This is a genomic window from Sphingomonas sp. HMP6, from assembly GCF_013374095.1.
GTDB lineage: Bacteria > Pseudomonadota > Alphaproteobacteria > Sphingomonadales > Sphingomonadaceae > Sphingomonas.
The window spans coordinates 309,053-320,631 of sequence record NZ_AP022672.1; the positions used below are offsets into that span (position 1 = coordinate 309,053).

Genomic DNA, 11,579 nt, shown 5'->3' on the forward strand with positions numbered 1-11,579 from the left:
GAGGAACTGATGATGAAACACGCTGTTCTGCTCGCCGGATTGCTGGTGCTGTCAACGGCACCAGCGGCGGCAGAACAGCTGGCGTTCCCAGGGGCTGAGGGCGCTGGACGACTGGCGCTTGGCGGGCGCGGCGGGCGGGTGCTCACCGTAACCACGCTGGAGGACGGCGGCCCTGGCAGCCTGCGTGTGGCGGTGGAAACGCCTGGCGCGCGAATCATTGTGTTTGCCGTTTCGGGGACAATCAAGCTTACCAAGCCACTGCGCATTCGCGAGGGGCGGGTGACGATTGCAGGGCAAAGCGCGCCGGGCGACGGCATTACGTTGCGCGATCATCCGCTGGAGGTGGCAGCCGACGATGTCGTCATCCGTTACATCCGGTCGCGGTTAGGCGACGAATCCAGAACAGAGAGTGACGCAATCTGGGTCGCGGCGGGCCATCGGATCATCCTGGATCATGTTTCGGCAAGCTGGTCCGTCGATGAAACGCTGTCGGCCTCGGCCAATTACACAAAGCCGGGCGAGGGGTATTTTGACCTGACCGTGCAATGGTCGATCATTGCCAATTCGCTGACGCACTCGCTGCACGCTAAGGGCGACCATGGCTATGGCAGCCTGATCCGTGGCGGGCGGGGATCAAAGGCGAGCTTCCACCACAATCTATGGGCGAACCACGCGGCGCGAATGCCGCGGCCGGGCAATTATTCAGGGCCTGATGTCGATCTGGTTGGGGCATTTTTCGATTTCCGCTCCAACGTGTTCTACAACTGGGGCGGGGGCCATTCGGGCTACAACGCCGATAAGGCGACGCTGTCACGGTATAATTTCATCGACAACAGCTATGTCGCCGGGCCGCAATCGAAAAAAGCGATCGCGTTTGAAGAATCGGATATGCTGGCCAAAGCCTATTTCGCGGGCAACAGCATGAACGGCAACGTCCCGGTCGATCCGTGGAGTCTTGTCGTTGGCGTTCAGCCCGATGGGTACCGGCTGGCGACACCGGTTGATGTTGGGCCGGTGGCACAGGATGCGGCGGCGAGCGCCTATGCGCGCGTGCTGGCGGCGGCAGGCGCATCAAAATCGCGCGATCCAATTGATCTGGCGGTGGTGCAGGGCGTCCGCGACCGCACCGGCCACCAGATCGACAGCCAGAGGGACATGGGCGGCTGGCCTGCGCTAAAATCACTGCCCGCGCCGCGCGACAGCGACCACGATGGCATGCCGGATACATGGGAGGTTGCCCATCATCTGAACCCCAAAAAAGACGATTCCACTGGCGTCGGTGCGGGGGGGTACTCGCATATCGAGGCGTATCTGAACGGCCTTGTCACGGCGCTTCGTTAAAGCGCCCGATAGGTGAAGTCGCGGAACCGAGCGCTGCCTGCTCCGCCGGCATAAAGCCCTGGACGGAGCATTAAAAAACCACCGCGCACATTGTGATGGTAGCCCGATACTTCCATGCCGCGGTCAAATCGCGTCCAGCTTTTGCCGCCATCGCCGCTGGTGTCATACGTCACGATGTGGCGGTCGTTTGTCACGCGGATGCGCATGGAGGTGCCATGCGGGTTGGCAGGGCGGCCGCGTTCGGCGCCATATTGGTGGGTGACAAATCGGGTCGCATCAAATCCGAGCCCGCAATAGAGCCGATCATCGTAAAATAGCACCAAGCCTGCCGTGGTGCCGGGATCGATTTCAACCGAACATTCGAAGCGATAGGCAGTGTCGGCGGCGATAGTAAGCAACGGCGAACTGTTGAACGGCGCAGTGCCCTTTGCGGCGATCGTCAGGACCCCATTGGTTGCGCTGGCACGACGGTGTTCTTCAGCATCAGGGCGATAGAAACTCCACCGCGTCCCTAGGGCAAATCTGTCGAAGCGGTCCGACAGGGGCATGCCATGCGGCACAGGCTGACCGCCTTTGGGTTTGGCAAGGGGAGTGGAGAGATCGCCGCCCGTCATCTGCGGCCAACCATCGCCAGTCCAGCGCACGGGATCGAGCAGCATTTGCCGTCCCAGCGTCCAATAGCCGTTTTCATACCCGTGATACAGCGCCCACCAATCGCCCGCCGGCCCCTCGATCAACGATGCGTGGCCGCGCGACCACCAGCGTTCGGCAGTGTCGCGGGTGCGGACCAGCGGGTTGTGCGGGCAATTTTCCCAAGGGCCGTTGATTGATCTCGATCGGGCGGCGATCACCATATGCCCGGTCGGCGGGCCCGCGGTGCCGCCAACTGCGGTGATCAGGTAAAACCACTCCCCGCGCTGCGCAATCTTAGGGCCTTCTGCAGAAAAGCTTTCGACCACCCAGTCGCTGGGGTAGCGCCACGGATCATAGACATGTTCAGGCACGCCGACCGTGCTGAGCCCGTCGGCGCTGAGGCGTACACGGTCCCCGCCCGACAGGAACAGCCATCGGGCGCCGTCTTCGCCCACCACATGGCAGGGATCAATATGGTGGGGTAGCGTTAGGTCGATCGGATCGCTCCACGGCCCTTCTATCCGGTCGGCATAGATCACGAAGATCGAATTGGGCTTCGATTTCACCGGGATATACAAGAAATATCGGCCGGTATGTTTGGCCAGACTAACCGCCCATACTGATCCGATATTGCGGATGAGAGCGGGGCCAATCGGCTGCCAGCTTACCAGATCGCGCGAATGCCAGATGATGCAGCCGGGGTAGCTGTCAAAGCTGGAAAATGTCGCATAATAATCCGCTCCGTCTTTCAGGATCGCGGGGTCGGGATGGTCGCCTGCAAGCACCGGATTAATGAAGCGGCCATTGCCCAAATCGGGCACGCGCTGATTGTCATAGCCGCGCCGAGGCTGCCCCAACCGGGCCGGCGCCGCGCCGGGCAGCATTAGCGCGCTTGAGCCGGTTGCTGCCAACAATGCTTCTCGTCTCGATATGGTCATGCCTGTGCCCGCCTTGCGATTTCATCGATCCGCATCCGCCCATCGACCAGCATCGCCTGGTGCAACGCAATGAGCGCGCGCCCGCGCTTACCCCGCGCACCGGCTTCGATTGCCAGCACCGCCAGAATCTCGGCGGTTCGAACGGTGGGTTCGTTGGCGATGCGCGCGACATCGCCATCGTTCATAGCGTGATCATACACGCGAATCTCATCAAGATCGCGACGCCGGCACCATGATCGTTGATGCCGCCAAAGGGCGAACTGGCGATTTCAATACCGACATGCACCGCGTCGATCAGTGTAACGGCCTCATCGATTGAAAAATGCTGCTGGGCAGGGTTTGGCGCGGTCCCGATGCGCAGCAAATATTCGGCCTCTGCCGCCGCAAAACCGCCTGCGAACACCCGCATTGCGGTTGGCGCATCGGTGGAAGCCGCATTGACGCAGGTGTAGATCGGCCCGGCGAGGCGATCGACATCGCCAATCGGCGGGTTGATCCGACCGACCTTCCAGCCGACGATTTCCCCGGCGATGAGCGCAATCGCCGAATCTTGAATGGCATAGGCGTCTGACAGGTCGACAGGAGTGATCCCCGGATAATCGGTCAGCACTGATGCGCTGCGTCTGGCATCGACAAAGCGGGTCGCAATTTGCGCAATATTCTGGTCGACGACGCGCCGCATCAATTCACCCCGCTCCCCTGGCTTTTTATGCAGTTTGGCCGCTCCTATCAGCCAGCACGTCGCTTACTGTGCAGCACCGTGCGGCGAAGGGAAACCGGTGTCAACGGCTGTCTGTCAGGTTGCCTGCATGAAACAGGGTGGGCCATGCGCAATCAAAGCCTGCGTGCACCAAAGCTGCCCTCCCTTAAACTTTAGGTAAGGGGTATTAATCGGGTCCCGCTGCCGCGCCGCTGCTCTTAGCGCAAGCGCGCGCAGTGTATTGCTGGGGCTGTTCGCGAACAATAGGGCGCAGTATGGCGGCCATGATGAAAAGCACCGGCCAACCCACCATCAACGATGTCGCCCGTATTGCGGGGGTTTCGAAAAAAACCGTCAGCCGGGTGATCAACCGCTCCCCGCTGCTGAACGATGATACCCGCCGCAAGGTGGAGGAGGTGATTGGTGATCTGGGCTATATCCCTAATCCGCAGGCCCGCGCGCTGGCATTGCGCCGCAATTTCCTGATCGGGTTGGTGCACGACAATCCCAATGCGCAAACAGTGATGAATGTTCAGCAGGGCATGCTGGAGGCGTTACATGGCACTGAATTTGAAATGGTGGTGCGCCCGCTTGATCGCGGTTCGGCCACGATGCTGGAGGATCTGCGGCATTTTCTGGAACGCCAGCGGTTGTTTGGGGTCTTGTTGATGCCGCCCATCAGTGAAAATGATTCAATTGCGCGATTATGCAGCGAAATTGGCTGCCGCTACGTGCGAATGGGTTCCGCCATGCTGGATGATTCCGCGCACATGGTTGCCTCCAACGATCGGGAGGCGGTGCGGATGGCGATTGAGTATCTGATTGCGCAGGGGCACCGACGGATCGGCCTCGTGGCTGGGCCGCATGGGTTTCGCTCGGCATTTGAAAGGCGCGAGGGGTTTGAGGAGGCACTTGCCGCGGCGGGCATTGCTTTGCCGCGGTCAATGGTTGCTGATGGCAGTTACACGTTTGATTCGGGCCGCATCGCGGCGGATCGATTGCTTGATGTGATGCCGCGGCCCACGGCGATTTTTGCGTCGAATGACGAAATGGCGGCTGGTGTGATGCATGCCGCACTGGAGCGCGGGCTGCATATTCCGCGTGATCTGTCGATCATCGGCTTTGATGATACACCCGTGGCCGCGCATGTGTGGCCGCCGCTTACCACCGTTCGTTGGCCGATTGTGTCGATGGCGCGGTCTGCTGCATTGAAATTGCTGGCGGGGGTTGATGGCAGTGATCCGGTCGAGGAACCCTCGCAATTCCTCTCGACGCTGATCCGCCGGGCATCTGTGGCCGTGCCGGGATCATAACCCCGCGCTTGCGAGGATATCTGACACCGGTTACCAGTCTCGACCAGCACGCACGATGCACCGTGGCGGAGATGAAATGGCGGCCCGACAGCTCAGACTTGATCCTGATCGGTTGTTTCCGGCTGATCCGTCGATCCGGGGCATTGCGCGTGCTTTGTCTGCGCAGGTTGCCAATCTGCCCATTGTCAGCTCGCACGGCCACACCGATCCTGTGTGGTCCGCCGCCAATTACCACCTGTTCCGGGGCACGCCACCACGGCTGTGGCTCGATCACGTCTTTGCCAATGTGTTCGGTATCGAGATCACGCGGGATACAGCAAGCGCCGATCACTATTTCGACATGATCGGCGACAAGCTGGCGACCGAGGGATTTCGTCCGCGCGCGTTGCCTGATCGGTCGAAGCCGCATTGAACTCCGAATTCTAGGGCTTGGCATCCGGCGCCAACTCTTAGTGGCGCTGGCTCGTCAAAAAGCATCCTTGGCAAATACCGTTTAAGGGAAGGATTTCGCAGATGTTTTCGCGCCGTCAGGTTTTGCTGAGATCCGCAAGCTACAGTGGCATATTGGCGGTCCTTGGCAGCGGACAGCCAGTCATCGCAAAGCTGCTGCGCAAAACTAAGCCAGCCGAGCAACATCGCGGTAAATGGGTGCTGTGGTATGATAAACCGGCCATGAGCTGGACCGAACGTCTTCCGCTTGGCAACGGTCAGTTCGGGGCCATGCTGGATGGCGCGCCGGATTACGAGAAGCTGCAGCTCAACCACGACACATTCTGGGCTGGCGGCCCGTACAGCCCATCGCGTCCGGGTGCCTATAAACATCTGGGCGAGGTCCAAAACCTCCTGCTGAATAACCAGCCGCTGGAAGCGCAGGCGATACTCGAAGAACACATGATGGCAATGCCATCACGCCAGATGCCTTATCAGAGTCTCGGCGAACTGACGTTCAAGTTTGACGGTTTGGCGGAAACAGCCAGCTTTTCACGCTCGCTCGATCTTGAGACCGCCATTGCGCGTTCCCGGTACACAACGGCAGAAGGCGTTGGCGAATGGAGCACCTTCATCAGCGCGCCAGCCAATGTCATGGTACGGCGTTTCAGAGCGACGGGGCCCGCGGTTAGGCGCCTGCTGATCGGTTACCATCGAGCTGCGGGCGTGCAGATCGAAGCAAGCCCGAATGGCACGATGATCGTTAGCGGGGTCAATCGTTCCGCCTATGGCGTCGACGGTGTACTTCGCTTCTGTCTGCACCTGCTGGTGAATGCCCCCGGTGCGACGTTCGAGCCGGTAGCCGAAGGCTTATGGGTAACTGGCGCCCAGACCATCGAGATCGTTGCTGCGACTGCAACCAACTCCGTCAACTATAAAGATGTCTCGGCAGATCCCGAGGCGTTGACCAGTGCTCTGGTGAAATCTGCGATGGCGAAGGGCGTCGATGCGCTTGAGGCGGAGCATGTCGCGGAGCACCAGCGCTATTTTCGGTCATTCGATATCGATTTAGGGGGTACAGACCTTAGCCTTTGGCCAACCGACAAGCGGGTGGCTGCCAACAACCTTGAACGCGATCCGCAGCTTGCGGCGCTCATGGCGCAATATGGCCGCTACTTGCTGATTGCGTCTTCGCGGCCGGGATGCCAACCTTCGACACTACAAGGGCTGTGGAATGCCGACGACGATCCTATTTGGGGATCCAAATATACAATCAACATAAACACCCAGATGAATTACTGGGCGGCCGAGCAGGTGGGATTGCAGGCTTGTGTCGAGCCCTTGGTCCAGATGGTCCGCGACCTCGCCGAGACAGGCAAGAAAACTGCCGCTGATCACTGGGACGCAAAAGGCTGGGTCGCGCATCACAATACCGATCTGTGGCGTGCAACGGCACCGATTGATCGTGCCCGATCGGGTTACTGGCCAACCGGCGGAGCGTGGCTGACACTGCATCTGTTCGAACGCTACCGGTACAACCGGGACGAGACTTACCTCGCTTCGATCTGGCCGATCCTGAAAGGCGCTGCCGAGTTCTTCCTCACCTCGATGGTGGTCGACCCCGCAACCGGCTATCTGGTTACCGCCCCGTCCATTTCACCTGAGAACAAGACCCCGTTCGGTACAGCGCTCTGCTATGGCCCGATGATGGATACCGAGATCATTCGCGATCTCTTTCGCTGTACGATCGAGGCCACCGAAACGCTCGGCATTGAATCCGAGTTCAGGGATCAACTGACCAAGAACATCGCCAAACTGAGTCCGCTTAAAATTGGTAACGCTGGGCAGCTGCAAGAATGGCCGCAAGATTGGGATCTTCAAGTCCCCGAACAGCATCACCGGCACATCTCACACCTTTATGCCTTGTACCCTTCACGGCAAATTCACCCAGTCGAGACCCCGGACCTTGCAAAGGCAGCCAAGCGCACGCTCGAATTGCGCGGTGACGGAAAATCCGAGGCGAGCGGCACAAGCGGGATGGGCGATTTTGCTGTGCGCTACGGCGCCTCGTTGGCGAACGATCAGGATACGACCGGCTGGGGACTAGCGTGGCGCGCCTGTCTCCGGGCGCGCCTCCACGACGGGGCCGGGGCCTATGAATCACTGGCCAAGCTATTCAGTACCCGCCGCCTTTGCCCCAATCTTTTCACGCTCCATCCACCGTTCCAGATCGACGGGAACTTCGGTGCAGTGGCCGCGATCGTCGAGATATTGGTGCAACAACACAACGGCCGTTTTGATCTCCTGCCAGCGTTGCCAGCGCAATGGCAAAGTGGCTGGGTCAGCGGTTTGCGATTGCAGGGGGAAATTGCACTCGAAATGTCCTGGTCGAAAGGTGTTGTCACCTCGGTTCGGATGCAGTCGCCGATCAACCAACAGGTTTTGATCAGACAGCGCAACCGTTCGGTCGTGGTGTCATTGCAGGCCAAAAAACCCGTCACATTCAGACAATCAAAGGGCGCACAATGTTTGGAGCAATATAATTCTTGAGCCGGCGTTGTCAGTCCATTGCGAACCGCTCACGCCACGATGCAGTTCGTCGTTAAGGGCGAAGTCTATCCGGCAAGGGATTGCCATTCCGCTGACGTGCTGCCCTGATTTGGTGCCATGTTTGGGTAGAGTACCCATTGTGATCAAATCATCGTTTGCGTCGAGGGTCGATTTGTGTGGCGCGACAATCTGGATGAGCAGCGCGTCAATCAGGATGAGTGTAGAGAGGCGTTGAAACGGGACCTCGCTTTGATAGCAATTTCCAGTGCTATCCCAATAGGTTATAGGTAAAAATCCACGGGTCCCGCTTCGACGCCTATTCACATCGATAGGCCCCGATTGTCCCGGAACCGCTCAGATGAAGTTTGATCGTTGACCCTGGCTGGAAGCGCTTGGCCCAGCAATTTCGCCTATTTCGTGCCGCTGTCAGTCGCCTTCCGACAATTCCAGCTTCAGCGTTGCCAGCAACCCGCCGCCCTCAGCTTCAGCCAGTTCGACCGTGCCGCCATAAAGTGTCGCCAAGTCGCGAGAGATAGCGAGGCCAAGCCCGCGGCCAGCCTTGGTCTCGTCGAGCCGCATACCGACTTCGAAGACCGAAGCCCGCAACTCCGGTGAAATACCGGGGCCATCGTCGACAATGGTGATCATGACGCAGTCGTTGATTGCAGATGCTGCGATGGCAACCGTTCGAATGCCCCATTTGCAAGCATTATCAATCAGGTTCGAGAGCATCTCCGCTAGGTCGGACGGATCGCAGTTCACTTCGACATCGCTTGCGACATCGATGCGGAAGACAAGATTGCGATCGACGTGCAGCCGCTGCATCACGTCGACGACCTGCGACACGAGTGCCGCCACATTGGCGACGCAACCCGTGACGCGGGTGCCCGCGGCGCTTGCGCGCGCCATGTGAAAATCGATCTGGCGCTGCATGCGATCACACTGCGCCTGAATGAAATCGGCCGACGCACCCTGCTCCCTGGCACCGAGTAGATCGGCCTCGCTACCGATCAGCGCAAGCGGCGTTCGCAGGCCGTGCGCCAGGTTGCCAGCCGAAACACGTGCACGCTGGACGATTGCCGATTGCACATCGAGGAGGGCATTCATCCGGGCGACCAGCGGCGCGAATTCGCTGGGCACGTCGGTCGGCAAACGGGCCAGCTTGCCGCGTCGTAACAGATCGATATTGTCGCCGATCACGCGGACGGGGCGCAGACCATAGGAAATCTGCACGGTCGCGCCGATGATCATCAACATCGCGAAAACGGCAAGCGACAGGGCCAAGTCGCGGTTGAACTTGTCGATCGCGGTTTCGATCAGCCGGCGATCGATCGCGATTGTGTAGCGCAGCGGCGTCGGGACACCGCGTGCAGTCCGGGTCACGCCGAGCTCGAGGACGTCGCCGGACGGGCCCCGGTTCCACCCCGATTGGGGCTCTGGCCGAACCGCGAAGCGGCCTTGGAGAACGGCATTGCCGAGCGTTGCGGACGTGACTGGCGGTTTCCCCGGTTCCTCGATCTGCCAATAAAACCCCGATCCAGATTCGCGAAAGCGGGGGTCCGACATGGGTCGCTGGAGCATCGGCCTCCCATCGGCGCCGATCGCCGTCAGGATCGCCAGCTCCTTCAAATGCCCGGTCAAGTCGGTGCGATATTGTTCGGTGGTGTGCCAGCGATAGAGGCTGGAGATGAAGCCGCCCGCAATCACGGTTGCCGCGCTGACCCACAACAGGGCCGCAAACAGGAAACGCAGGCGCAAGCTCTTGAGATCGGCGTTCATGCCGTCATCAACCGATAGCCAATGCCACGCACCGTCTTGATCCGGTCGCGACCGACTTTGCGGCGTAGGCGCCCCATATGCACCTCGACGGTATTGGGATCGCGTTCGGCCTGAAGCGGGTAGAGGTGATCGAGGATGGCGGACTGACCGAGCACACGTCCGGCATTGTAAATGAGCAGCGACAACAGGCGATATTCGGTGCCGGTTAAGTCGATCGCATCATCCCCGATGAACGCCTGTTTGAGCGCCGGATCAAGCGAGAGCGTGCCCACGCGCAGTCGGCTCGCGCTGTGCCCCGCCGCCCGCCGCGCCAGCGCGTGAAGCCGCGCCACCAGTTCCTCGATGCGCACTGGCTTGACGATGAAGTCATCGGCCCCCGCGTTCAGTCCCTCGACCTTGTCCTGCCAGCTGCCGCGCGCGGTGAGGATCAGAACCGGCGTTTTCAGACCACGCGCACGCAGCGAGCGGATCAGTTCCAGACCGCTCATGCCCGGCAGCCCCAGATCGACGACGAGAACGACGAAGCCGTCGAACGCAAAACTCTCGGCATCCTCGGCGGTGCCGACGATTTCCGCGGTTATGCCATGGCGCGCCAGGCTGGCGGCCATGCGCGCGGCCAGTTCCACCTCATCCTCGACAATCAGTACCCGCAATCGGCTCACTCCCTGATTGCGGTCCTAGATCAACTTTCTGCCATTTACCTGTCAATCTGACAGCTAATCGACAGCTTTCCGATCTAGGGCGACCGACATGAGGCAAAATCGCAACTTGATCGTGGCGGGGGTGGTTACGCTGGCTGCCGTCCTTGCCGGCATGTGGTGGGTTAACGCCCTGCCGATCGCCAATGGTGGGGACGGCGCAGCGCTGCCCGCCGCTGTCGCCACGTCTTCGCCCGGCGCTATCGCGCTGAGCGAAGATCAGATTGCCCGACTTGGCATCAGTCTCGCAACCGCGGCTCAAGCCGATGTGGTGCCGCTGGCAAGCCTGCCGGCAATGATCGTGCCGCCGCCCAACGCGCGGGTGGCGGTTGCCGCGACCTTTGCCGGCGTCGTCACGCGGACTCTGGTAATTGAGGGGGAAGCGGTGCGGCGCGGTCAGCCGCTGGCGATCATCGCCAGCCGCGACGTGCTGATGATGGGGGCAGATCTGGCGCGCGCGCGGGCCCGACTGGGGTTCGCGCAGGCCAATGCAGGTCGCCTTGGCCAGCTCAGTCGGGAGGGCGTGATTGCGGGGTCGCGGGCGGACGAAGCGCATGCCGTGCTGCGCGAAGCGCAGGTCGATGTCTCCGAAAAGGGCAGAATCCTGGCACGCGCCAACGCGTCGGGCGGCGCGGGCACGTACACACTTATCGCGCCGATTTCCGGTCGCGTGACCACCGCTAGCCTGCAGGCAGGCAGCCCGGTCGATGGGACATCTGCTCCCTATGTCATCGACGCTGCCGATCGCTACGAAGTCGAGGCGCAGCTTCCCGAGCGGCTGATCGGTTCGGTGAAGCCGGGCATGGCAATCCGGCTGGGTGAAAGCATCAGCGGCACTGTGACCTCGGTCGGCGCGACGCTCGATCCGATGACCCGATCGTCAATGCTGAAGGCAACGATCGCGGGAGGGACGACCCCGGGACAGGGGGCGATGGCGGCAGGCAGAGCGACGACGATCGTGGTGTTCGCTCCGGCGCCTGCGGGAGCGGTGGTCGTCCCGGTTGCAGCGGTGACGAGCACAAATGGCGGTGACGTGGTTTTCGTCCGCACGTCCGCCGGCTTCGCCAGTCGAAGCATCGTCAGGGGCGGCAGCAGCGGCGGCAGCGCCGTAATCCTGTCTGGCCTTGCCCGTGGCGACCGGGTGGCCATCTCCGGCACGAGCGAGCTGAAATCGCTCGCCGTCGGCCGGTAGCGCGAC

Annotated in this window: 9 protein-coding genes and 1 pseudogene; 5 read left to right on the forward strand and 5 right to left on the reverse strand. The window is 60.9% G+C overall.

Annotated features, from left to right (window positions below; all coding sequences use genetic code 11):
* Positions 1 to 9 precede the first annotated feature (9 nt).
* Positions 10 to 1,341 (forward strand): pectate lyase family protein, encoded by a 1,332-nt coding sequence (locus tag HMP06_RS01530; RefSeq protein WP_176495490.1) that lies wholly within the window; start codon positions 10 to 12, stop codon positions 1,339 to 1,341.
* Here the strand turns inward: HMP06_RS01530 and HMP06_RS01535 are convergent.
* From HMP06_RS01535 to HMP06_RS01545, 3 genes are read right to left on the reverse strand one after another with little or no spacing between them, the layout of a single operon-like run.
* Positions 1,338 to 2,912, reverse strand: a complete 1,575-nt coding sequence (locus HMP06_RS01535; RefSeq protein ID WP_176495491.1) for a family 43 glycosylhydrolase — start codon at positions 2,910 to 2,912, stop codon at positions 1,338 to 1,340. The genes HMP06_RS01530 and HMP06_RS01535 overlap by 4 nt on opposite strands.
* Positions 2,909 to 3,112, reverse strand: coding sequence for a hypothetical protein (locus HMP06_RS01540; RefSeq protein ID WP_176495492.1), 204 nt, complete (start codon positions 3,110 to 3,112; stop codon positions 2,909 to 2,911). Before HMP06_RS01540 ends, HMP06_RS01535 begins: the two co-directional genes overlap by 4 nt.
* Positions 3,094 to 3,594, reverse strand: a complete 501-nt coding sequence (locus tag HMP06_RS01545) for a hypothetical protein (protein ID WP_176495493.1) — start codon at positions 3,592 to 3,594, stop codon at positions 3,094 to 3,096. Before HMP06_RS01545 ends, HMP06_RS01540 begins: the two co-directional genes overlap by 19 nt.
* A gap of 305 nt (positions 3,595 to 3,899) precedes the next feature.
* Between HMP06_RS01545 and HMP06_RS01550 the strand changes: the two genes are divergently transcribed.
* The 3 genes and pseudogenes from HMP06_RS01550 (at position 3,900) to HMP06_RS01560 (ending at position 7,904) form a co-directional block, all read left to right on the forward strand.
* The gene (locus HMP06_RS01550) at positions 3,900 to 4,925 is read left to right on the forward strand and encodes a LacI family DNA-binding transcriptional regulator (RefSeq protein ID WP_176498326.1); all 1,026 of its coding nucleotides are present in this window, start codon (positions 3,900 to 3,902) and stop codon (positions 4,923 to 4,925) included.
* Between the two features lie 76 nt (positions 4,926 to 5,001).
* Positions 5,002 to 5,322 (forward strand): annotated as a pseudogene (locus tag HMP06_RS01555) (glucuronate isomerase); the annotation flags it as partial.
* A 116-nt stretch (positions 5,323 to 5,438) separates the two neighbouring features.
* Complete coding sequence (locus HMP06_RS01560) at positions 5,439 to 7,904, forward strand: glycoside hydrolase family 95 protein (protein ID WP_176495494.1); 2,466 nt, start codon at positions 5,439 to 5,441, stop codon at positions 7,902 to 7,904.
* 426 nt (positions 7,905 to 8,330) lie between these two features.
* Here the strand turns inward: HMP06_RS01560 and HMP06_RS01565 are convergent, their stop codons facing one another.
* Together HMP06_RS01565 and HMP06_RS01570 are read right to left on the reverse strand one after the other, a co-directional pair.
* The gene (locus tag HMP06_RS01565) at positions 8,331 to 9,683 is read right to left on the reverse strand and encodes a sensor histidine kinase (RefSeq protein WP_176495495.1); all 1,353 of its coding nucleotides are present in this window, start codon (positions 9,681 to 9,683) and stop codon (positions 8,331 to 8,333) included.
* Positions 9,680 to 10,336, reverse strand: coding sequence for a response regulator transcription factor (locus HMP06_RS01570; RefSeq protein WP_176495496.1), 657 nt, complete (start codon positions 10,334 to 10,336; stop codon positions 9,680 to 9,682). The genes HMP06_RS01565 and HMP06_RS01570 overlap by 4 nt, the downstream gene beginning before the upstream one ends.
* 97 nt (positions 10,337 to 10,433) lie before the next feature.
* Here HMP06_RS01570 and HMP06_RS01575 point away from each other — a divergent pair, with 97 nt between their 5' ends.
* A complete protein-coding gene (locus HMP06_RS01575; RefSeq protein ID WP_176495497.1) occupies positions 10,434 to 11,573 on the forward strand; it encodes an efflux RND transporter periplasmic adaptor subunit in 1,140 nt (379 codons plus the stop codon).
* The last annotated feature ends 6 nt before the right edge of the window (positions 11,574 to 11,579 follow it).